Source organism: Williamsia sp. SKLECPSW1 (assembly GCF_054332755.1).
This window is the reverse complement of sequence record NZ_JBTGLI010000001.1, coordinates 2,124,809-2,145,151: the sequence shown is the minus strand read 5'-3', so window position 1 is coordinate 2,145,151 and position 20,343 is coordinate 2,124,809. Positions and strand designations below refer to the sequence as shown.

General features: G+C 69.1%; 24 protein-coding genes, 1 tRNA gene and 1 riboswitch. Of the genes, 12 read left to right on the top strand and 13 right to left on the bottom strand.

Annotated elements, in window-relative coordinates:
- Window positions 1-24 precede the first annotated feature (24 nt).
- The 5 genes from ACXVUM_RS10015 (at window position 25) to ACXVUM_RS09995 (ending at window position 2,398) form a co-directional block, all read left to right on the top strand.
- Window positions 25-336 carry a hypothetical protein gene (locus ACXVUM_RS10015; protein WP_253655809.1) on the top strand — a complete coding sequence of 104 codons (312 nt, stop codon included), beginning with the start codon at window positions 25-27 and terminating at the stop codon, window positions 334-336.
- Between the two features lie 3 nt (window positions 337-339).
- Window positions 340-411: riboswitch (Fluoride riboswitch) on the top strand.
- 17 nt (window positions 412-428) lie between these two features.
- Window positions 429-920: a fluoride efflux transporter FluC gene (locus tag ACXVUM_RS10010; protein ID WP_253655810.1), complete on the top strand. Its 492-nt coding sequence runs from the start codon at window positions 429-431 to the stop codon at window positions 918-920.
- On the top strand, window positions 917-1,285 hold the full coding sequence (crcB, locus tag ACXVUM_RS10005; RefSeq protein WP_253655811.1) for a fluoride efflux transporter CrcB: 369 nt from the start codon (window positions 917-919) through the stop codon (window positions 1,283-1,285). The genes ACXVUM_RS10010 and crcB overlap by 4 nt, the downstream gene beginning before the upstream one ends.
- Window positions 1,286-1,358: 73 nt before the next feature.
- On the top strand, window positions 1,359-1,835 hold the full coding sequence (locus tag ACXVUM_RS10000) for a universal stress protein (RefSeq protein ID WP_253655812.1): 477 nt from the start codon (window positions 1,359-1,361) through the stop codon (window positions 1,833-1,835).
- Window positions 1,832-2,398 carry a histidine phosphatase family protein gene (locus ACXVUM_RS09995; protein WP_253655813.1) on the top strand — a complete coding sequence of 189 codons (567 nt, stop codon included), beginning with the start codon at window positions 1,832-1,834 and terminating at the stop codon, window positions 2,396-2,398. Before ACXVUM_RS10000 ends, ACXVUM_RS09995 begins: the two co-directional genes overlap by 4 nt.
- A 12-nt stretch (window positions 2,399-2,410) precedes the next feature.
- On the opposite strand, the gene ACXVUM_RS09990 is transcribed toward ACXVUM_RS09995, so the two are convergent.
- Genes ACXVUM_RS09990 through ACXVUM_RS09980 form a run of 3 tightly spaced genes read right to left on the bottom strand, consistent with a single transcriptional unit; the run spans window position 2,411 to window position 4,805 of the window.
- Entirely contained in the window at window positions 2,411-3,271 is an 861-nt protein-coding gene (locus tag ACXVUM_RS09990; RefSeq protein ID WP_301284723.1) for a 2,3-bisphosphoglycerate-dependent phosphoglycerate mutase, read from the bottom strand.
- Window positions 3,157-4,416, bottom strand: a complete 1,260-nt coding sequence (eno, locus tag ACXVUM_RS09985) for a phosphopyruvate hydratase (protein WP_253655815.1) — start codon at window positions 4,414-4,416, stop codon at window positions 3,157-3,159. Before eno ends, ACXVUM_RS09990 begins: the two co-directional genes overlap by 115 nt.
- Window positions 4,413-4,805: a DUF5313 family protein gene (locus ACXVUM_RS09980; protein WP_253655816.1), complete on the bottom strand. Its 393-nt coding sequence runs from the start codon at window positions 4,803-4,805 to the stop codon at window positions 4,413-4,415. The genes eno and ACXVUM_RS09980 overlap by 4 nt, the downstream gene beginning before the upstream one ends.
- Before the next feature lie 149 nt (window positions 4,806-4,954).
- Between ACXVUM_RS09980 and ACXVUM_RS09975 the strand changes: the two genes are divergently transcribed.
- Window positions 4,955-5,806, top strand: a complete 852-nt coding sequence (locus tag ACXVUM_RS09975) for an MBL fold metallo-hydrolase (protein WP_253655817.1) — start codon at window positions 4,955-4,957, stop codon at window positions 5,804-5,806.
- 10 nt (window positions 5,807-5,816) lie between these two features.
- On the opposite strand, the gene ACXVUM_RS09970 is transcribed toward ACXVUM_RS09975, so the two are convergent.
- Both ACXVUM_RS09970 and ACXVUM_RS09965 read right to left on the bottom strand, forming a co-directional pair.
- Window positions 5,817-6,290 (bottom strand): RidA family protein, encoded by a 474-nt coding sequence (locus ACXVUM_RS09970; RefSeq protein WP_253655818.1) that lies wholly within the window; start codon window positions 6,288-6,290, stop codon window positions 5,817-5,819.
- 3 nt (window positions 6,291-6,293) lie between these two features.
- The gene (locus ACXVUM_RS09965; protein WP_253655819.1) at window positions 6,294-6,458 is read right to left on the bottom strand and encodes a DUF4177 domain-containing protein; all 165 of its coding nucleotides are present in this window, start codon (window positions 6,456-6,458) and stop codon (window positions 6,294-6,296) included.
- A 121-nt stretch (window positions 6,459-6,579) separates the two neighbouring features.
- On the opposite strand from ACXVUM_RS09965, the gene ACXVUM_RS09960 reads away from it, so the two are divergent.
- The gene (locus tag ACXVUM_RS09960) at window positions 6,580-7,602 is read left to right on the top strand and encodes an ArsA family ATPase (RefSeq protein WP_253655820.1); all 1,023 of its coding nucleotides are present in this window, start codon (window positions 6,580-6,582) and stop codon (window positions 7,600-7,602) included.
- A 1-nt stretch (window position 7,603) separates the two neighbouring features.
- Window positions 7,604-8,698 carry an ArsA family ATPase gene (locus ACXVUM_RS09955; protein ID WP_253655821.1) on the top strand — a complete coding sequence of 365 codons (1,095 nt, stop codon included), beginning with the start codon at window positions 7,604-7,606 and terminating at the stop codon, window positions 8,696-8,698.
- Between the two features lie 7 nt (window positions 8,699-8,705).
- Here ACXVUM_RS09955 and ACXVUM_RS09950 read toward each other — a convergent pair whose 3' ends face one another.
- Entirely contained in the window at window positions 8,706-9,020 is a 315-nt protein-coding gene (locus tag ACXVUM_RS09950; protein WP_458521650.1) for a WhiB family transcriptional regulator, read from the bottom strand.
- Between the two features lie 239 nt (window positions 9,021-9,259).
- Between ACXVUM_RS09950 and ACXVUM_RS09945 the strand changes: the two genes are divergently transcribed.
- A complete protein-coding gene (locus tag ACXVUM_RS09945; RefSeq protein ID WP_458521649.1) occupies window positions 9,260-11,740 on the top strand; it encodes a penicillin-binding protein in 2,481 nt (826 codons plus the stop codon).
- Between the two features lie 9 nt (window positions 11,741-11,749).
- Here ACXVUM_RS09945 and ACXVUM_RS09940 read toward each other — a convergent pair whose 3' ends face one another.
- A complete protein-coding gene (locus ACXVUM_RS09940) occupies window positions 11,750-12,223 on the bottom strand; it encodes a GatB/YqeY domain-containing protein (protein ID WP_458521648.1) in 474 nt (157 codons plus the stop codon).
- An 87-nt stretch (window positions 12,224-12,310) separates the two neighbouring features.
- On the opposite strand from ACXVUM_RS09940, the gene ACXVUM_RS09935 reads away from it, so the two are divergent.
- The 3 genes from ACXVUM_RS09935 to ACXVUM_RS09925 all read left to right on the top strand — a co-directional run bounded on the left by ACXVUM_RS09935 (window position 12,311) and on the right by ACXVUM_RS09925 (window position 14,201).
- Window positions 12,311-13,312, top strand: a complete 1,002-nt coding sequence (locus tag ACXVUM_RS09935) for a metallophosphoesterase (protein ID WP_458521647.1) — start codon at window positions 12,311-12,313, stop codon at window positions 13,310-13,312.
- A 120-nt stretch (window positions 13,313-13,432) separates the two neighbouring features.
- The gene (locus ACXVUM_RS09930) at window positions 13,433-14,032 is read left to right on the top strand and encodes a hypothetical protein (protein ID WP_458521646.1); all 600 of its coding nucleotides are present in this window, start codon (window positions 13,433-13,435) and stop codon (window positions 14,030-14,032) included.
- A gap of 95 nt (window positions 14,033-14,127) precedes the next feature.
- Window positions 14,128-14,201 (top strand) — tRNA-Pro (locus tag ACXVUM_RS09925).
- A gap of 118 nt (window positions 14,202-14,319) precedes the next feature.
- Here the strand turns inward: ACXVUM_RS09925 and ACXVUM_RS09920 are convergent.
- The 6 genes from ACXVUM_RS09920 to ACXVUM_RS09895 form a co-directional block, all read right to left on the bottom strand.
- Window positions 14,320-14,790, bottom strand: coding sequence for a hypothetical protein (locus ACXVUM_RS09920; protein WP_458521645.1), 471 nt, complete (start codon window positions 14,788-14,790; stop codon window positions 14,320-14,322).
- Window positions 14,787-15,404, bottom strand: a complete 618-nt coding sequence (locus tag ACXVUM_RS09915) for a molybdopterin-dependent oxidoreductase (protein WP_458521644.1) — start codon at window positions 15,402-15,404, stop codon at window positions 14,787-14,789. Before ACXVUM_RS09915 ends, ACXVUM_RS09920 begins: the two co-directional genes overlap by 4 nt.
- Window positions 15,401-16,117, bottom strand: a complete 717-nt coding sequence (locus ACXVUM_RS09910; RefSeq protein WP_458521643.1) for a hypothetical protein — start codon at window positions 16,115-16,117, stop codon at window positions 15,401-15,403. Before ACXVUM_RS09910 ends, ACXVUM_RS09915 begins: the two co-directional genes overlap by 4 nt.
- Window positions 16,118-16,228: 111 nt before the next feature.
- Window positions 16,229-16,657: an NAD(+)--rifampin ADP-ribosyltransferase gene (gene arr / locus ACXVUM_RS09905; protein ID WP_458521642.1), complete on the bottom strand. Its 429-nt coding sequence runs from the start codon at window positions 16,655-16,657 to the stop codon at window positions 16,229-16,231.
- 105 nt (window positions 16,658-16,762) lie between these two features.
- Complete coding sequence (locus tag ACXVUM_RS09900) at window positions 16,763-17,704, bottom strand: ABC transporter permease (RefSeq protein ID WP_458521641.1); 942 nt, start codon at window positions 17,702-17,704, stop codon at window positions 16,763-16,765.
- Entirely contained in the window at window positions 17,701-20,232 is a 2,532-nt protein-coding gene (locus ACXVUM_RS09895) for an alpha/beta fold hydrolase (protein ID WP_458521640.1), read from the bottom strand. The genes ACXVUM_RS09900 and ACXVUM_RS09895 overlap by 4 nt, the downstream gene beginning before the upstream one ends.
- Between the last annotated feature and the right edge of the window lie 111 nt (window positions 20,233-20,343).

Sequence of the window (20,343 nt, the reverse complement as noted above, 5' to 3'; positions counted from 1 at the left end):
ACACCCTGTCGAGAGGACACAGCCATGAGCGAGACCCAGCGTCGCCTCCAGCGTGAGCGGCGGACCGTCCCGGTGATGTGGGCGGCCATCACGATGGCAATGGCCGGGATGGTGACGTCCTGCCTGGCGCTGATGGCCCTGGCGGGCGGCGAGACGGTCTTCTGGGTGGTCATGGCGATCGTCACGGTCGGGCTCTTCGGAGGCGCTTACGGGTTCTACCGCTTCGACCGGAAGACCACGGAGGACCCATCGACCCGTCGCGACATCGTCCGCGCGCGCAGGGCGAAGTATCTCAGCGCGTACGGCCGCGGCAGGAGGGGCAAGGAATCGCGCTAAGGTGTTCACCACGGCGATGGATCCCGCCGGAGCACATGCTCGACCCGCCGGACGGCTGATGGTTCCTACCCAGGTCGATGACGGGTGGGCAGATGGTTCGAGATGACCCCGGGCGGTTCGATTCTCTTCCGATCGATCCCGACTCCGAGGCTCCGCCGGGTCGGCGATTCCACCTGACGGGCGAGGCACTGCTCCTCGTCCTGGTGGGCGGCGCGGTGGGCACAGCTTCGCGCTACGGGGTAGAGCTGCTTCTCCCGCACAGGGGAGTCGGTTGGCCCACCGGCACCTTCGTGATCAACCTGGTCGGCGCTGCCCTCCTGGGCGCCCTGCTGGAATCCCTCACCCGGCTGGGTCCCGATTCCGGATGGCGACGACGAGCGCGCGTGCTCGTCGGGACCGGCGGGTGTGGCGCCTTCACCACCTACAGCACACTGGCTCTCGAGACATCGCTTCTCGCCCGTGACGGTGCGACGGCCACTGCTGCCGGGTATGCGATCGGCAGTGTCATCGGGGGCATCGTCGCCGCCTGGCTCGGCATCGTCCTCGCCGCCTCCGTGGCCCGACGATCGGAGGCCGGGTCGTGACCGTCGTGCTCACCGTCCTCGCCGGCGCCGTCGGTGCGGTCGCACGCTTCGTCGTCGATGCCGAGATGAAATCGCGGTGGAAGTCGACCGTGCCGTGGGCGACGATCGGCATCAACGTCAGCGGATCGTTCGTCCTGGGTGTCCTGGCGGGGGTCGCGATGTTCCACGCCGCGGCACCCGCGTGGCAGACCGTGCTCGGTACCGGTTTCTGCGGCGGCTACACGACATTCAGCACAGCCAGTTTCGAGAGCGTCCGGCTCGTGCAACAGCGGGAGCATTCCGCTGCCGCGATCAACATCGTCCTGACGCTCGGCGCATCGCTGGTCTCCTGCGCAGCAGGCCTGTTCGCGGCGTCCGCGCTGTGAGGACCGATTGGGCATCAGGAAGGACCGCACTGTGAACGGCAACCCACCTCTCGACATCGAACGCCATCGAACCGTGACGAGCGGAACCGGACACGAGAGCACCACGACGTCGTTGGTGGTCGGATGGGACCACGAGTCCGCCAGCGGGTCGGCACTCACGTTCGCGATCGACCTCGCCGCCCGGCTCGACGCCCACCTGCACGTCGTGCACATCGTCGACATCGACGACCTCCCCGTCGACCCTGACTCACCGGATTGGGAGGACGAGGTCCGCCGAGCACTGGACCGACAGGCGCACGACGCGATATCCGCACTCGCCGGCGTCACCAGAGGGTGGACCTATCACTGCGCCCACGGCGACCCCGCACGGCTTCTCACGGAAGTCGCACACGACAGCGCCGCGCTGATGGTCGTCGTGGGATCACCGCACAGTGGCCTGCGCTCCTTCCTGGAGTCGCTCGGGTCTCCGTCGGTCATGCACGACCTGATAGGTCGCCACGACCTCCCCACCCTCGTGGTGCCACGCGACACCGACGAGGATGATCGATGACCCGGCTCATCTTGGTCCGGCACGGACGCACCGTCCTCAACGCCGAGGACAGGCTCCGCGGTCTCGCCGACCCCGAACTCGACGATGTCGGTGTGGCACAGGCGCAATCCGCGGCAGAGCTGATCGTCCGCGCGGCCCCCTCCGCCGTGTGGACGAGTCCGCTGGACCGCGCGGTGCGGACCGGACACATCGTCGCCACGGTGTGTGGCGTCGAGCAGCATTCCGACGCACGGTTGAACGACCGTGACTACGGCCGCTGGACCGGTGTGCTGCGTTCGGAGGTCATCGAACGGTTCGGACAGATCGACTCCGCACCGGGGGTCGAGCCGCGGGCAGACGTCCTCGCGCGGTCATGGCCCGCGGTGGAGGACGCCGCGAGGAGTTCGGACGACGGACCCGTGGTCCTGGTCAGCCACGACGCCGTGTTGCGTCCGATCCTGGAAGCGATTGCCGGCACAGCGATTCCGGAACCGATAGCGCCTGGGTCCTGCCACATCATCGCAGTCGACGGCGGTCGATGGTCGATCGAGGCGTTCGACTGGGGCAGCCCTAGCGGCCACTGAGAGGGCGACCGCTCAGAGGACGACACCACGATCCCCGGCGTGTTCGGCGCCGCCGATGAGCCGACCTCCGCGAACAACAGGCCGCATGTCGGCGTCGAAGTCGTACACCAGCGGAACGCCTGTTGCCACACGGCATCGCGAGAGTTCGGTCTGATCGAGCGTGTCGATGGTGACCATCAGCGCACGCAGCGAATTGCCATGGCCGACGACAACGACAGTCCTGCCCGCCTCGAGGTCGGAGCGCACCTCGTGCTCCCACACACGTCGCGTCCTGACCACGACGTCACCGAGGCTCTCGCTGAGAACCCCCAGTGTGGACAGGCGATCGCACGGCCATCGATCACGTGTCAGGCGGGCGAGATCCACCGCAGTCAACGGTGGTGGTGGCGTGGACAGGGAGTTGCAGAACTCCCCGAACAGCGTGTCCCCGACCTCCGCGTGCACCTGCGACTTCGATCTCCCCGTGAGCGAGCCGTAGTGCCTCTCGTCGAGATCGCGGCGGTGCTCGATCGTGACACCCCCGCCGACCCGGCCGATCTCGCCCACGACCGACGCCGCGGTCTCCGAGCACCTCGCCAGAGTCGACGTGTACACGACCTCGGGGATGATCCCGGCGTCGACCAACGTCCGCCCGAGGTGGCCGGCGTCGACGCGCCCGCGAGCGGAGAGCGACACGTCGAGCCATCCGGTGAACACCCCAGCCGCATTCGCGACACTCTCGCCGTGTCGCGCCAGCACCAACCGAGCGCGCGAACTCCTCAGGAGAGGCACCCGTAGCCGAATGACGGTTCCGACGCGGCGATCTCGAGCAGGCGGTTGTACTTGGACACACGCTCCCCCCTGGCCGGCGCGCCCGACTTCAGCTGGCCGCATCCGCTCGCCACCGCCAGGTCGGCGATGAACGCGTCCGGGGTCTCGCCGGACCGGTGACTGATCATGGCCGCGAAGCCGCGGTCTCGGCACACGGCCAACGCAGCTGACGTCTCGGAGACGGTCCCGATCTGGTTGACCTTGATGAGGGCCGCGTTCGCCACACCCGCGTCGGCTGCGGCAGCGATGGTCTCCGCGTCGGTCACGAAGATGTCGTCACCGACGATCTGGACCGAGTTCCCCAGGCGCTCGGTGAGCAACTTCCAGCCGTCATCATCGCCCTCCGCGCATCCGTCCTCGATCGACCAGATCGGAAAGGCGTCGACCAGATCCGCGTAGAGATCGACGAGGTCGGACGAGGACAACCTCTGTCCGGCCACCTCGTAGGTGTCACCGTCGTGGAAGCCGTTCGCCGCGGGATCGATCGCGATGCACACACCGTCGCGGCCGACCGACAGTCCGGCGGACTCGACGGCTCCCACGAGAAGCCCGCACGCCTCGAGGGGGTCGTCGATCGCCGGCGCGAAACCGCCCTCGTCCCCGAGACCCGAGGACAGCCCGGCACGGCGAAGTTCGGACCGCAACGCCGCGTACACCTCCGCACCCCACCGCAGCCCCTCCGAGTAGTCGGTCGCACCCAGAGGGGCGATCATGAACTCCTGGAAGGCCAGTCCGTTGTCGGCGTGGGCGCCGCCGTTCAGGACGTTGAAGTGGGGGACCGGCAGACAGGGCTGGGTGTCGTCCGGCGAGAGGAACCGGTAGAGCGGGACAGACGCATCACGCGCGAACGCTCTGGCCGCAGCCATCGACACCCCGACGATCGCGTTGGCACCGAGACGCGACTTGTTCGGCGTACCGTCCAACCTGCACAGGGCGCGGTCCACCTGCTGCAGGTCCGACCACTCGCGACTGGTCAGCAGATCGCGGATCTCCGTCTGGACATTTCTCACCGCTGTCGTCACACCGCGGCCTCCGAAACGGTCAAGGTCGCCGTCGCGGACCTCCACGGCCTCTCGCGACCCGGTCGACGCACCGGCGGGCACACCCGCGACGAATCGTCGCCCCGACCCGTCCGTCACCGACACGCTGACGGTGGGTGCCCCACGAGAATCCAGGATCTCGGCTGCGTCGACATGCGTCAGTCTCACGACACGGTCCGATATTCATGCTCGAAGCTGCGCCGCTCGGCGTCGTGGCGCGACCGCTCGTGCGACGTCATCAGATCCGACGGGAGTCCGTGCGCCCTCAGCCGCCCCTCTCGTTGCGGCTTCATGTACGCGACGGTGTAGAAGGTGCCGAGGATGGCACCGAGCGCCAACGTCGCGAGGCGGAGCACCCACGGCCCCGGGAGGAACAACGCCGCGACGAAGAACGGCGAGAACACCAATTCATTCCGCAGTATGTGTCGAACGGCGGCGTGCGGTCCCGTCAGATCGTTGCGCACCCAGTCGATCTGCTCCGGCGGGAGAGTCCTGCCGACGACGTAACCGAGCCACTGCGCGACGCCGGGCCGGTTCATGGTTCCCACGTCGCTCACCTCCTCCTCGACAACGGATGTGCTGACCTCTCGATGGTGCGCGTCGTGCTCGCCTCAGCGGAAGTGGCAAACCGTTGTGCACTGACAAGGTGAGGTTGTGGCCCTGTGACACAGACATTCCCCGACCGATCGGAGGTACGCTCCGGCGAATGGGCACATCGCAGCATCCCGCCTATGGGATCCGCCGCGCAGTATCCGATTTCGCCTCGGTGATCCTGTGCGACAACCCGGGGATGATGGAACTCGACGGCACCAACACGTGGATACTGCAGGCCCCCGGGAGCCGGGAATGTGTCGTCGTCGATCCCGGGCCCCGCCGCCATCGCGACCACCTCTCCGCCGTCGCCGACGCCGGAGAAATCGCACTCGTACTGATCACACACCGCCACGGCGACCACACCGACGCCGTGAAGCGGTTCCGGAAGATGACGAAGGCACCGGTGCGCGCACGCACCGCCGAGTTCTGCCGCGGTGCCGCGCCACTCTCGGACAGGGAGATCATCGAGGTTGCAGGTCTACGGATCACCGTTCTCCTCACACCCGGCCACACGGCCGACTCGACGAGCTTTCTCGTCGAACACATGGCACACGGCGATCCGTCCGTGATCGTCGCCGAGCCACCGAGAGTGCTCGGACGAGCGATGGTCACCGGCGACACCATCCTGGGCGCCGGGACGACCGTCCTCGACCCGACGGACGGGACACTGGAGGATTACCTCCATTCCCTGAACCGACTCATCGTGGAGGGCGACGGTTGCGCCCTCCTCCCCGGCCACGGACCCGATCACCCTGAGCTGATCCCGATCGCCCGCTACTACAAGAAGCATCGGGAGGACCGTCTCGACGAGATCCGCCGTGCGCTGACCGAGATGGGTACGACCCCGGACGCGGCCAAGCCGATGCGGGTCGTGCGCAAGGTCTATCGCGACGTGGACAAGAAGCTCTGGCCTGCGGCCCGCATGTCGGTCAAGGTGCAGCTGACCTATCTGCGCTCGAACTGATCGACGGTGTTCAGTCGGCCGCGACCTCGACGATCAGTTCCACCTCGACGGGTGCGCCGAGGGGCAGTTCGGCGACACCGACAGCCGACCGCGCGTGATGGCCGGCGGTCCCGAAGATCTCGCCGATCAGGTCCGATGCGCCGTTGAGCACACCGGGCTGCCCGGTGAACCCGGGCGCCGACGCGACGAAGCCGACTACCTTGACGACGCGCACGACCGAATCGATGCCGACGAGTCCATGGACCGCGGCGAGTGCGTTCAGCGCGCACAGCCGAGCGGCCTCGGTCGCCTGCTCGGGACGGATGACGCCCTCGGCGCCGTCGGACACCTTGCCGTGCAGGGTCAGCTCACCGTCGGCCATCGGGAGCTGACCGGAGGTGTAGACGAGCGACCCCGTCTGCACCGCGGGGTAGTAGACCCCGAGCGGCGCGACGACCTTGGGCAGCTCGATGCCGAGCTCGGACAGCCGCTGCGACCAGCTCACCGCTCAGCCCTTCGGGCGCTTGAGGTAGGCGACGTGCTGCTCACCGGTCGGGCCGGGAAGAACACTCACCAGTTCCCACCCGTCGGTGCCCCACGTGTCGAGGATCTGCTTCGTGGCGTGGGTCAGCAGGGGGACGGTCGCGTACTCCCAGCGGGTGAGCTCACTCATGGCGCTCACCCTATCCGGCGGGCGTGCCCCGCATCACCCGCCGATCGGTGATCAGCGCACCTCCCGCGTCGATATCCTCGGGGACGTGGTCCCACAACCCGCGACCGATCCGCAACGAGGCGTGACCGATCTCCACAAGGACGTCACCGCGTCCGGTGACGCCTGGCCCGAGAGCGCGCGCACCGCACGTCTGCACTTCGTGTCGGGGAAGGGTGGCACGGGCAAGACGACGCTCGCGTCGGCGCTCGCCCTGGCGCTCGCGAACGAGGGCAAGAAGGTGCTTCTCGTCGAGTGCGAGGGCCGTCAGGGCATCGCCCAACTCTTCGACCTGCCGCCGCTGCCGCCGACCGAGACCAAGATCGCGACCGCCGAGGGCGGAGGACAGGTCCACGGCCTCGCCCTCGACATCGAGCACGCCCTGCTCGAGTACCTCGACATGTTCTACAACCTCGGTTTCGCCGGCCGCGCGATGCGGCGGATCGGCGCGATCGACTTCGTCACCACGGTGGCGCCGGGCCTGCGCGACGTCCTCATCACCGGCAAGGTGAAGGAGTGCGTCATCCGCGTCGACGACCGCGGACGCCCCGTGTACGACGCGGTCGTGGTCGACGCGCCACCGACCGGCCGCATCGGCAACTTCCTCGACGTCACCACCGCCATGCGCGATCTGACGAAGACCGGACCCATCCGGAACCAGAGCGAGGGCGTCGCCCAACTGCTGCACTCGGAGAACACCGTCGTCCACCTCGTGACGCTTCTCGAGGCGATGCCGATCCAGGAGACGGTCGAGGCCGTCGCCGAGCTGCGCGGCAAGGACCTCCCGGTCGGGGCGCTCATCGTCAACCGCGTCGCGCCGCCGCACCTGTCGGAGGACCAGATCGACGCGGTCGCCGAGGGCGACGTCGACGGCCCCGCACTCGCCGACGCGCTCACGGCGTCCGGGCTGACCGTCACCGACGCGGATCTGCAGGGTCTGCTGACCGAGTCCATCGAGCACGCCAGCCGGGTGCAGGCCCAGCAGGTGGCCAAGGCCCAACTCGACGAGATCGACATCGCCGCGGTCGAGATCCCCTCCTTCGACGACGGCGTCGACCTCGGCCGCGTCTACGAGATCGCGGCACTGCTGCGACAGGCAGGTGCGTGACATGGCAACCCAGAAGCTCCGGATGGGCAGCGTCCTCGCCGACAGCGCGACCCGCGTCGTAGTGTGCTGCGGCGCCGGCGGCGTCGGCAAGACGACCACCGCGGCCGCGATGGCCGTGCACGCTGCCGAGCAGGGACGCCGCGTCGTCGTGCTCACCATCGACCCGGCGCGCCGCCTCGCGCAGTCGCTCGGGATGACGGAGCTGACGAACACCCCGCAGCCCGTCAGCATCGAGGGCGCGGGCTCGCTCGACGCGATGATGCTCGACATGCGGCGGACCTTCGACGAGATGGTGACGCAGTACTCGTCGCCCGATCGCGCCGAGGCGATCATGAACAACCCCTTCTACCAAACGGTGGCCACGTCGTTCTCCGGCACGCAGGAGTACATGGCGATGGAGAAGCTGGGGCAGCTGATCGCGCTCGACAAGTGGGATCTGATCGTCGTCGACACCCCGCCGTCGCGGAACGCACTCGACTTCCTCGACGCACCGGCACGGCTCGGGTCGTTCCTCAGCGGGCGTCTGATGAAGGTGTTGCTCGGCGGCGGTCGCGGCGTCGGCCGTGTGGTCACCGGAGTCGTCAGCCTGGCGATGCGAGGCGTCTCGACGATCGTCGGCGGCGACACCCTGCGCGACGTGTCGACGTTCGTGCAGTCGCTCGACGCGATGTTCGGTGGGTTCCAGGACCGCGCGACGACGACCTACAACCTGCTCAAGCGCCCCGGCACCCAGTTCGTGGTGGTGGCCTCGGCCGAACCCGACGCGCTGCGGGAGGCCGCGTTCTTCGTCGAGCGGCTGTCCGAGGAGTCGATGCCGCTGGCCGGTCTCATCCTCAACCGCACGCACCCGAACCTGACGTCGGTCAGCGCCGATGCGGCCCGATCAGCGCTGGAGTCGGCGACCGATCCGCTCGCGCGCGCGGTGCTCGCGATACACGCGGAGCGGACCACCACCGGTCGGCGCGAACTCCAACTCCTCCAGCGGTTCACCTCGTCGCACCCGGGGGTGCCGATCGTCGGTGTGCCGTCGCTGCCGTTCGAGGTGGCCGACATGACCGCCCTGAAGGCGGTCGTCGAGCAGATCGTCGCGGAGTAGCGGTCGGTCAGACGGCGTCGGCGTGACGCCGACGCTGCAGCTCGAAGAACTCGCCCCACGAGGTGACCTCGGGGTGCTGACGCAGGAGCGCGCGACGCTGACGTTCCGTCATGCCGCCCCAGACGCCGAACTCGACGCGATTGTCGAGGGCGTCGGCGCCGCACTCGAGCTGCACGGGGCAGTGGCGGCAGATGGTCGCGGCCTTGCGCTGGGCGGCGCCGCGCACGAACAGTTCGTCGGGGTTGCCTCCGCGGCATCGCGCCTGGGACACCCACGCCAACCGAGCTTCCGCTTCTCCGGTGGTAACTGCCGCGTTGGCCATCATCGAACCCCTGTCTGCGGTGGTCGAACACGTTGCCGTCGTCCGTGCGTCACTTTCGGTGGCAACTGTTACGTGAGTCACATTCGGTACATCAATCTAGGTATTGCCGTCCGCTAGCGTCAAGTCCAGAGGCGGTACGAAATGGGACCGCCGTGCAACCCCGATCGAGACGGGCGTGCCGCGCGGCCGTGATCGTCGCGTCGGACGGGTCTCTCAGGGCAGACCCGTATCCTGTGCTCGTGTCCGATGCCACCCGACGCCCCGAGCGTTCCCGTGCGCTGTGGGTGCTCCTCGGCTGCTGTGTGCTCGCCGGCGTGCTCGTCGCCGCGTTGATCTTCCCGTTCGCAGGCGGTCTGGGGCTGCTCACCACCAAGGCCGCGACGACGGTCGAGAACTCGTCGTCGGAGCTGCTCGACGGGACCGTCCCCGAGGTCACCACGATGACCGACTCCACGGGCCGTCCCATCGCCTACCTGTACGACCAGCGCCGCCAGCAGGTCGCCTACGACGACATCTCGCCGGACATGATCCGCGCGATCATCTCGATCGAGGACCGTCGCTTCCTCGAGCACGACGGCGTCGACTGGAAGGGCACCATCCGCGCCTTCCTGAAGAACTCGTCGTCGGGCGAGGTGCAGCAGGGTGCGTCGACCCTCGACCAGCAATACGTGAAGAACTACCAACTGCTGGTGCTCGCCCGCAGCGAGGCCGATCGCGAGGCCGCGACGGCGACCACCCCCGCGCGCAAGCTCCGCGAGGCCCGCATGGCGCTCACGCTCGAGCAGACGCTGACCGATCAGGCCATGCGCGACAAGAACATCGACCGCGCGGCCGCCAAGCAGGAGGCGAAGAAGGAGATCGTCACCCGCTACCTGAACATCGTCCCGTTCGGCAACGGCGCGTACGGGATCGAGGCCGCGGCGCAGACGTACTTCGGCAAGCCCGCCAAGGACCTCACCGTCACCGAGTCGGCGATGCTCGCCGGCATGGTGCAGTCGAGTTCGGCGCTGAACCCCTACACCAACCCCTCCGGCGTCACCGACCGCCGGAACCTGGTGCTGGAGACGATGAAGGAGAACTTCCCCGATCGGGCGGCGGAGTTTGAGGCCGACAAGGCGAAGCCGCTCGGTGTGCTGCCCCAGCCGCGGTCGCTGCCCCAGGGCTGCATCGCCGCCGGCGACAGCGGGTTCTTCTGCGACTACGCCCTGCAGTTCCTGGCCGAGAACGGGATCAGCCGTGACGCGGTCCTGCGCGGCGGCTACACCATCCGCACCACACTGGATCCGCAGGTCCAGCAGGCGACGAAGTCCGCCGTGCAAGCCGTCGCCGCGCCCGACCTGAACGGCATCGCCGACGTCATGAACGTGATCAAGCCGGGCAAGAACTCCCACGACCTGCTCGCCATGACGTCCAGCCGCGAGTACGGCCTCGACACGAACCGCGACCAGACCGTCCAGCCGCAGCCGTACTCGATGGTCGGCGACGGCGCCGGGTCGATCTTCAAGATCTTCACCGTGGCCGCGGCCATGGAGAAGGGTCTGGGCACCTCCGCGACCCTCGACGTCCCGACCACGTTCCAAGCCAAGGGCATGGGCTCGTCGGGCGGCGTGAACGGGTGCCCCGAGAACACCTACTGCGTGAAGAACGACGGCCGGTACCCGCGCACCATGTCCATCACGAACGCCCTCGCGCAGTCGCCCAACACGGCGTTCGTCAAGCTGCTTCAGCAGGTCGGGGTACCCGCCGCCGTCGACATGGCGGTCAAGCTGGGCATGCGGTCCTATGCGCAGCCGGGCACCTCCGGTCAGGGGGACCTGAGCCTTGCCGACTACGTCAAGCAGGGGAACTTCGGCTCGTTCACGCTCGGCCCGAACGCGGTGAACCCGCTCGAACTCGCCAACGTCGCGGCGACACTCTCCTCGGGCGGTGTGTGGTGCCCGCCGAACCCGATCGCCTCGATCACCCAGAAGAAGCGGGATCGCTACGGCAACACGGTCGTCGGCTCGAACGGCGAGCCGGAGATGACGCAGGTCGCCTTCACCCCACCCAAGTGCGAGCAGGTGGTGCCGGAGGGTCTGGCGAACTCGCTCGCGAACGCGCTCTCCTCCGACGACAAGAGCGGCGGCACGTCGGCCGGTTCGGCACGCGCGGCCGGCTGGAACCTGCCGGTCGCGGCCAAGACCGGCACCACGGAGGCGCACCGCTCGTCGGCGTTCCTCGGGTTCACCAACCACTTCGCCGGTGCCAGCTACATCTACGGCGACTCGACCAGCCCCGAGGACATCTGCTCCTCCCCGCTGCGCCAGTGCTACGGCGGTGACCTCTACGGCGGTCTGGAGCCAGCGCGCACCTGGTACAACGCGATCCTGCCGGTGGCGGACAAGTTCGGTCCGACCCAGCTGCCGCCCACCGACCCGCGGTACGTGCAGGGCAGCAGTCAGGGACGCGTGCCGAACGTCGTCGGTCTGACCGCGAGCGCCGCGACGGAGCGCCTGCAGGACAACGGCTTCACCGTCGACCAGCAGACGACGACGAGTTCGGAGAGCTCGGGCACGGTGGTCAGCACGACGCCGACCGGGGCCGCGGTACCGGGCAGCACGGTGACGATCTACGTGAGCAACGGACAGGGGCGGCCCTCGACACCCGACCCCGGTCCGCGGCTGCCGCCGACGACGATCCAGATCCCCGGGATCGGGCCGATCGTCATCCCGGGCGGGTAGTCGACGCTCTCAGGCGAGGGCTGCCCGGACCGCGTCCGAGAGTCGTTTGCCGTCGGCGCGTCCGGCTGCCTTGGTCTTGGCGATCCCCATGACCTGACCCATCTGGCGCATGCCCGGCGTCTCGCCGAGGTCGGCGGCGACCTCGTCGACGGCCTCCTGAACGAGCGTCTGCAGACCTGCGTCGTCGAGCGGCTCCGGGAGGTAGCGCCCGATGATGGCCGCCTCGGCGCGTTCGGCGTCGGCGAGTTCCCCGCGGCCGTTCTCGTCGTAGATCGCCGCGGACTCGCCGCGCTTCTTCGACTCGCGCATCAGGACCGCGAGAACCTGCTCGTCGGTCAGCTCGGTGGCCGTCGACCCGGACACCTCCTCGGCTCCGATCGCGGCGACGAGCATCCGGAGTGTCGCGGTGGTCGCGGAGTCACGCGCTTTCATCGACGCGGTCAGGTCACCGCGGATTCGTTGCTTGAGGGGTGCGTCAGCCATGCGGCAACCGTAGTGCGGGCGCGCCTGGGGGAGCACGTCACCGAACGATTCGTCCTCCCCCGGCGGCGCGGTCGCTATCCTGGCCAGATGGACGCGTTCGATCCGGTGCGGCGAGCTGTCGGGGCCTCGCCTGAGCGCCTCACCCGCATACAGCAGACAGTGGCGGTCACCGCCGGCGCCGCCGCGGCGGGCCTCGCCTACGCGACGCTCGTCGAACGCAACGCGTTCGTCCTGCGGCACCAGACGATGAACGTGCTCGAGCCCGGCTCCAGCACGTTGCGCGTGCTGCACATCAGCGACATCCACATGCTGCCGGGCCAGCGGCTCAAGCAGGCGTGGATCTCCGAGCTGGAGGCGCTCGAGCCGGACCTCGTCGTCAACACCGGCGACAACCTCGCCCACCCGCAGGCCGTTCCCGCGGTGATCCAGTCCCTCGGCGGGCTGCTGTCACGTCCGGGCCTGTTCGTGTTCGGCTCGAACGACTACTTCGGCCCGACGCCGAAGAACCCGATGAAGTACTTCAAGACCGACCACAAGCGCAGCCACGGCGCACCGCTGCCCTGGCAGGACCTGCGCGCCGCGTTCACCGAACGCGGCTGGCTCGACGCGACCCACACCATCCGTGAGCTGGAGGTCGCAGGCGTCCGCGTCGCGGCCGCGGGTGTCGACGACCCGCACATCGGGCGCGATCGCTACGAGACCGTCGCCGGTCGGCCGAATCCGCTGGCGCATCTGCGTCTGGGTCTCACCCACTCACCCGAGCCGCGTGTCCTCGACCAGTTCGCCGACGACGGCTACGACCTCGTGATGGCGGGCCACACCCACGGCGGTCAGCTCTGCCTGCCGTTCTTCGGTGCGCTGGTGACGAACTGCCACATCGACCGGTCGCGGGTGAAGGGGCCGTCCAGCTGGGGTGCGTCGATGAAGCTGCACGTCAGCGCCGGACTCGGGACGTCGCCCTACGCGCCGGCTCGCTTCTGCTGCCGCCCGGAAGCGACGCTTCTCACCCTCACGCCGGTGTCGCATGGCGATGCGGAGTACGACGAGGAGCAGTCGGTGCCGCCTCTCGCGGAGACGCGTCGGGGCTGAGCCCCTCGTCGTAACCGATCGCCTCGTCGAGTTCCCGCTCGGCGACGTCGTCGGTGGTCGCGCCGCTCACCGCACGACGGCACAGGGTCGAGAAGGCCGGCCATCCGTACCCTCACCCGCGTGGACCTTCTGAGGCGAGCGCCGCTCATTCACTTCACGATCGTCGGTGCGCTCGTCGGCGTGATCGGGGCAGTCGGCTGGCGACACGGGACACGACGGACCGTTTTTGTGGAGAACCTTCCACCGGCGAATCCCGGCGACAAAGGTGTCTTGTTCACCTTCGACCACCTACAACACCTGAGTGGTCCACGCTGGTGGCCCGAGCTGCTCGTCCTGCCGATGACGGGGATCGTCGTCGCGCTCACCGCGGGTCTTGTCTGCACTGCGGTACGACGGTCGGCGGAGCACCGACCAGCGGACTGGCTCGGGTCGACCGTCCCCGCCGCCATCGCTGGGGCGGCCGTCGCACTCGCCGCGATCCTGTTGACGCACATCGACCGCCCGTCCGAGCTCGTGCGCATCGTGCCGTACTCGTCCTCCGCATCGACGACGAGCAGTGGCGCGATCACGGGCGAGCCGTGGAGCCACGAACTTGTCCCGGCCGCCATCTGGTTCCCGGCGATCGGGATCGTGACCGCGATCGCGCTCTCTGCACTTCTCCGCGTCCGCCATCACACCACTCGGTGGCGGATCGGGCACACGAGGAGGCGTCACGGATAGGAGTCGTCTGCTCGACGGCAGACGGCCTGGTGGGCGATTTAGTCCGACGCCGGTTCGGGCGGTAGTCTGTGCGAGGCCGTCCGCGAGGACGACCACGGGGTGTGGCGCAGCTTGGTAGCGTGCCTCGTTCGGGACGAGGAGGTCGTGGGTTCGAATCCCGCCACCCCGACAGGACATCAGTCCGCAGATGTGTTGGTTGAGACACAGCAGATGAGGCCCCGGCCGCAGAGATGCGACCGGGGCCTCCTCGTCTCACGGGCCCGACGCGCGGACAGTCGGCGAGATGGTCAGCGCACGAGTTCCCTGCCGTCGCCCGGCGCGAGATCCTCGGCCCGCGACCGGCGCCGCCGGGCGACGACGATCACCGCCGTGAGGACCCAGATCACGACCACCGCGATCGCGAGCGACAGGGCGTAGGGACGGTCGAGAAGGGTGCCGGCCTCGTTGCCACCGGGCGCCTCGAGCGCCGCGGAACGCGGGAGCAGCACGGGCAGTGAGAGCACCACCATGATCAGCGTCGCCGATGCGGCGGCGAGGACCGGTGGCCACCACTGCTGCGGCAGAATTCTTCTCACGCCATACCCCGCCGCGATGCACGCCGGGGCGAACACCGCGTCGTGGGCGACAAGACCACCCACGAGCCACACGACGATCGAGATCTTGTCGGCACCGGTCATGTCCCACAGCAGCGACAGGCCGTACCACCCCACCGGCAGGGCCGCGAGGACCAGGACGACGCGGATCAGTCGGACGGTCACAGGACCTCGATCCGCGAGAGCCACTTCGTCTGCAGGACTCCGGGGCGGTTGGGTGTGATCAAGCGGCACGGGAATCCGTGGTCCACGGACAGGGGGTCGCCGTTCAGTTCGAGCGCGACCATCGACGAGGGATTCCGCGCGAAGTTCGCCGGCAACACACTGACCCCGTACGGCCCACGCTCGAGCGACACGAACCGCACGTCCCGGTCCGGGTCGCCGCCGACGAGGGACACGAGGTCGGCCACGCGCACCCCGCGCCAGGTGCCGGTGGCGCTCCACCCCTCGACACAGGCGATGGGCAGATCCACGGTGTGCTGCGGCAGGGAGCGGAGTCGGTCGGCGCTGAGCTGCATGGACTTTCCGGACGCGGTCAGCGTCAACCGATAGTCGGCCGATCGGGCGCTGTCGGTCACCCCGGCCGCAGCGGCCGTGCGGTTGATCGGCATCCCCTGCGGCCCCTCCCCGGACCGTGGCGCGAGGAATGACACCTCCCGCAGGAACGGGACGCTCTGCCCCGCGAACGCCAGCGCCGTCACACCCGCCGCGGCCCACGCCCCGCGAAGGATCGCCCGACGTGATACCCCCGACGACGTGCCCGACGACCGGTCGCTCATCGGACGACCTCCGGTGTCTCGATCGGCTCGGTCGACTCGATCGGGGTGCGGAAGGCGGCCTGGATGATGGGCAGCTTGACCGCGATGTGCACCATCAGCGCGGCGACGATGACGAAGGACATCGCGTAGTGCGTCGTGGTGAAGAAGAACTTCCACGGATAGAACTGCGCGGTGTTCATCAGGCCGGTCACGAGCTGGAAGATCATCGAGCTCACCAGCACCGCGATCGACAGCCGCTCGAGCGCCCGCAGCGGCGTCCCCACCACAGGGCGCGCGAACAGTCGGGGGTAGACCAACTGCAGCTTGATCAGCAGCAGGGGGATGGCGACGGTACCGGTGAGCACGTGCAGGCCCTGACTGACCCGGTAGAGCCACGGCGGGTCCGACGGGAACCAGAACCACCCCGGTGGGTGCTGGATCCAGTGACTGAGGAGACCAGTCGCGAAGCAGATCGCGACGCACACGCCGAGCAGGAGACCCACCCGGGCCGTGATCCGCGGGCTGCGGGGACCGATGTCGCGCGCAGGCGGTGACCCCTTCGAGAAGCCGATCGCCGCCAGCACCGCGGACAGCTCGGCGATGCGTCCTCGCCGGTCCGGGCGCCGACGCACCGGCACCTCGGTCGGCGCCACGCGCATCACCCGCCGGGCGACCGTCGTCCCTGTCTCCAGCAGCTCGTCCACGCGATCGGATCGCTGCTCGACGCGGCCCATGTCTGCTCCCCCAGGGTGTGGACCCGGACCTGGCCGGGCGACCTCCAACGATGTGCAGCAATGCTGAACGAAAGAAACTGGATTGTCCACTCCAGAATGGGTCGAGCGCGTTCAGTCGATGATCACGTCGAGCCCGCGCTCGCGCAGGCCGGCGAGCCCCGCCGTCATCGCGTCGATCTGGTCGGGGCTGTGACCGGTCCAGTCGGTCAGCTCCCCGACGACGCGTACGGGATCCAGACTGCGGTAGGACCGAGTGGGGTTACCGGGGAACTTCTTGTCGGTGACGTTCGGGTCGTCCTCGATCTCGCCGCACGGCTCCACCATGTAGATCCGCGGCGGCCCGTCGCCGCCCGCGAGCTCCGCGCCCCACGCGGCAGCGTCGAGGGTCAGCGTCATGTAGACGTGGCGTAGCGGTTCGGTGCGGAAGTTCGACGAGTGCCCGGGCACCAGCAGGTCACCGACGGTCAGATCGGCCCGGGTGCCGTGCAGGTACGCCCCCGACTCGTGCGGCTCGAAGGGTGTCGGCGGTGTGGTCGTCATCAGGTCTCCCCATCGGCGTGTCGTGATGTGCGGGGAGCAGTCTGGGGCATCCACGGGGTCTTGCGGCAAGCCCCCTGCGCACCCATACTCTGAGATGGGAAGGGGTCAGCTGACGATGTCCTTGCGGCCGAACCACCACCACGACGCCCCGAACAGGATCGCCGCGTAGATCAGCGATATCCCCACGCCGCGGGCCATGTCCTCCCACACCACAGTCGGATTGAGGGCGTCGAGCCACGCGAACTGGTAGTGCGTCGGCAGGAACTGTCGGTACGGGTCGAGCGCGGAGATCGAGTCCAGGATGTTCGACAGGATCACCAACATCGTCGCGCCGCCGACAGCACCGAGTGGCGCGTCGGTCACCACGCTCAGCAGGAACGCGAACCCCGCGACCACCAACGACTGGATCAGTGTGTAGCCCACCACGATCGCCAACCGTTGCACCGTCTCCGCGCTGGTGAACTCCCCACCCAGCGGCGACCGGGCGGGACCCCACCCGAAGAACAACCCGCCCACGACGTACGCCCACACCGGGAGCAGGATCAGGACGAACGCGCTCGACGCGAGTCCGACAATCAGCTTCTGCCGCAACAGATGTGAGCGTCGCACCGGGATGACGAGCAGGTAGCGCAGCGAGGCCCACCCCGCCTCGCTCGCCACGGTGTCACCGCAGAACAGCGCGACCAGCACGGTCAGCAGGAACGAGCCCGCGGCGAACTCGGTGAACAGGGCGAAGTTCGCGCCGCCCGCCGTCGCGAGCGAGTACAGCGCAGACGTCTGTCGCCCACCGGAATCCGACCCGCCGCCCGTCGACGGGTCGTCGGAGCTGAGCGAGAACGCGATCGCGATGATCGGCGGCAGGATCACCAGCAGCAGTGCGGCCACCTGCGTCCGACGACGGCGCAGCTGACGCACCGCCTCGACCCGCAGGCTCAGGGTCCGGCGTGGGCGCAGCTCCACGGGCTGTACGGCACCCATTCCGTCGAGGCGGTCATGCACGCCCTTGCGGGTCGCCGCCACCCGTCCCGCTGGTTGCTCGTCGGTCATCGCGACTCCTCTCCGATGAGGTCGAGGAACGCCTCTTCCAGGTGACGACGGGATTCGACGACGTCGGAGTCGATACCGGCGTCGGCCAGGACACGCTGCGCCGCATCGACATCCGCCACCGCGAGCGTCGACGACGACGCACCCGCCAACTCGCCCACCGATCCCGCCGTGATCAGCCGCCCCTTGTGCATCACGACGACGTGACTACAGGTCTGCTCCACCTCCGACAACAGGTGACTGGAGACGACGACGGTGCGCCCGGTGGCGGCGTACCGCCGCATCACCTCGCGCATCTCGGCGATCTGCGGCGGGTCGAGACCGTTGGTCGGTTCATCGAGGATGAGCAGCTCCGGCAGTCCGAGCATGGCCTGTGCGATCGCCAGCCGCTGCCGCATGCCCTGGCTGTACTTGCGTACCTTGCGGTCCACCGACGCACCGAGACCCGCGATCTCGAGTGCCGTCTCGACCTCGGCCTCCGCACGCGGACGGCCGGTCGCGGCCCAGAACAGGTCCAGGTTCTCGCGGCCCGACAGGTGCGGCAGCAGTCCGGGGCCCTCGATGAACGCACCGACACGGGCGAGGACATCGGAGCCGGGACCCACTGTCTCGCCGAAAAGTCGGATCGAGCCGGCCGTCGGCGCGATGAGGCCCACCATCATCCGCAGCACGGTGGTCTTGCCGGCGCCGTTGGGACCCAACAGTCCGACCACCTGCCCACGCTCGACCGTGAACGACACCCCGTCGACGGCTCGGTAGGAGTCGCCGTACTCCTTCACAAGCGACTCGACGACGATCGGCGTGCTGTCCCCGACCGCCAGAGCCCGATCGGCGCGACGACGGCGCCATCCCGCGAGCAGGATGCCCGCGACCAGCAGCAGTATCGCGACGACACCCGCGACGGGCCAGCCCCAGGGGAACGGCGCGGCCTGCGCCCGCCCGGTGAGTGTGGTGAGCGACAGGGTCGGCGAGTCCAGCGCGACGGAGTAGGTCCGGGCGTCGGTCGGCAGGCGGTAGCCCAGGTCGGTCGTCGAGACCTGCACTGCCACGCGATGTCCGGCGGCGACGGTCCGCACCACGGTCGGCAGCGGCACCGTCACCGTGGTCGGCCGCCCTGGGCTCAGACCCGTCAGACGAACCGGCGTGACGAGACCCGACGGTTGGGTCCGCTGCCCGTCGGGCGCGACGTCGACGAGGGACACGAAGAGCGTCGCATCGGTGGTGGTCGCCGGTGTGACCCGCAGGCGGACCGTCGACGAACCCCCGACGAGGGTGTCGGAACCCAGTGGGGCCGAGACGAACCCGCCGGCCTGACCCGGGATCGCCGAGAGAGCCGACCCACCCGTGACCGACGCCGCGGTGGCCAGCAGGCTCCCGATCCCGGGGACGGCGGTGATGGCAGTCGGGGTACCGCCGGCGGGGGCGTTGATCGTCTGGGCGGGACCGATCAACCGCACCGGGCGGACGTCCTGGACGTCGGCGAGCGATCCGCCGGTCAGCTGTCGTGGCGTCGACCGGCCGGTCTGGGTCGACAGGGCGGCGTCGGGCACCGTCGCGGCGAACCCGTCGCTCGGCGTGCGGCGTTCCTGCAGCACCTCGCGGAACCAGTCCCGCACCTGCGCCGTCGGGTCACCACCGGATTGATCGTGTCCGCCGGAACGCCACTCCATCCGGACCGGCGTTCCCGTCGCGCGGATACCCGCGGCGTTGCGCACGGCCTGGTCGAGCGGGAACAGCGAGTCCTGTTGTCCCTGTGTGAGCAGCGTCGGTACCCGGATGCGCGACAGAACCGTCGCCGGGCTGGACGCCGCCATCAGCGTCCGCAGCTCGGCCGTCGGCTCACCGGCCGCGGCGGACGCCTGGTACGCCGCGCAGACGTCGGGCGCGAACGATCCGCAGCCGCTCGCGGTCGCCATCCGGGTCGCCTGCGAGAACAGCTGCCCTGCCCATGCCTGCTTGAACACACCCGTGGTGCCGGCGCCCGCGGTCGGGAAGAGCGCCTGCGACAGCTCGTTCCACGTGATGTCGGCCGCGACGGCGTCGACGCGGCGGTCGTACCCGGCGGCGAGCAACGCCAACGCGCCCCCGTACGACGCCCCGGCGACACCGACGCGCGGATCACCCGGGCCGTCCTGCTGCACCTGTGGCATCCCGGCGAGGAGGTCGATGACCCGTCGGGCGTCGGCGACCTCGTACTGCGGACTGTCGAGGTGGATGAGACCACCGGACGAACCGAAACCGCGCGCCGAATAGGTGACGACGACGAAGCCGCGTGACGCCAGATCACGTGCCTGCGAACGGACGTCGTCCTTCGATCCGCCGAACCCGTGGGCGAGCACCACCGCCGGCGCCGGTGTGGTCGCCGGGAGGAACAGCGAGGCGTCGAGGGACACCGGGGTCGAACCCTCGGGCACACCCGACACCGTGATGGCGCGCTCGGAGACGCCGGAGTCGTCGTCACCGGAGGCGGTGACGGCTGCGATAACGGCGGCCACGACCGCGACGACGAGGACGACGGCACCGAGGATCAACCACCGTCGGCGACCGGCCAGGCGTGCAGCGATGCTGGCGATGGTCCGGCCTCTCGTCGGCGGCCGACTGACTACTCGACCGTGGACCACCGATGGTATGCGGACCTGACG

Coding starts and splice junctions, on each gene's coding strand:
- ACXVUM_RS10015 (WP_253655809.1), top strand. CDS start 25: ATGAGCGAGACCCAGCGTCGCCTCCAGCGTGAGCGGCGGACCGTCCCG.
- ACXVUM_RS10010 (WP_253655810.1), top strand. CDS start 429: ATGGTTCGAGATGACCCCGGGCGGTTCGATTCTCTTCCGATCGATCCC.
- ACXVUM_RS09995 (WP_253655813.1), top strand. CDS start 1,832: ATGACCCGGCTCATCTTGGTCCGGCACGGACGCACCGTCCTCAACGCC.
- ACXVUM_RS09990 (WP_301284723.1), bottom strand. CDS start 3,271: ATGCGGCCAGCTGAAGTCGGGCGCGCCGGCCAGGGGGGAGCGTGTGTC.
- ACXVUM_RS09975 (WP_253655817.1), top strand. CDS start 4,955: ATGGGCACATCGCAGCATCCCGCCTATGGGATCCGCCGCGCAGTATCC.
- ACXVUM_RS09965 (WP_253655819.1), bottom strand. CDS start 6,458: ATGAGTGAGCTCACCCGCTGGGAGTACGCGACCGTCCCCCTGCTGACC.
- ACXVUM_RS09955 (WP_253655821.1), top strand. CDS start 7,604: ATGGCAACCCAGAAGCTCCGGATGGGCAGCGTCCTCGCCGACAGCGCG.
- ACXVUM_RS09950 (WP_458521650.1), bottom strand. CDS start 9,020: ATGGCCAACGCGGCAGTTACCACCGGAGAAGCGGAAGCTCGGTTGGCG.
- ACXVUM_RS09940 (WP_458521648.1), bottom strand. CDS start 12,223: ATGGCTGACGCACCCCTCAAGCAACGAATCCGCGGTGACCTGACCGCG.
- ACXVUM_RS09935 (WP_458521647.1), top strand. CDS start 12,311: ATGGACGCGTTCGATCCGGTGCGGCGAGCTGTCGGGGCCTCGCCTGAG.
- ACXVUM_RS09915 (WP_458521644.1), bottom strand. CDS start 15,404: ATGAGCGACCGGTCGTCGGGCACGTCGTCGGGGGTATCACGTCGGGCG.
- ACXVUM_RS09910 (WP_458521643.1), bottom strand. CDS start 16,117: ATGGGCCGCGTCGAGCAGCGATCCGATCGCGTGGACGAGCTGCTGGAG.
- arr (WP_458521642.1), bottom strand. CDS start 16,657: ATGACGACCACACCGCCGACACCCTTCGAGCCGCACGAGTCGGGGGCG.
- ACXVUM_RS09900 (WP_458521641.1), bottom strand. CDS start 17,704: ATGACCGACGAGCAACCAGCGGGACGGGTGGCGGCGACCCGCAAGGGC.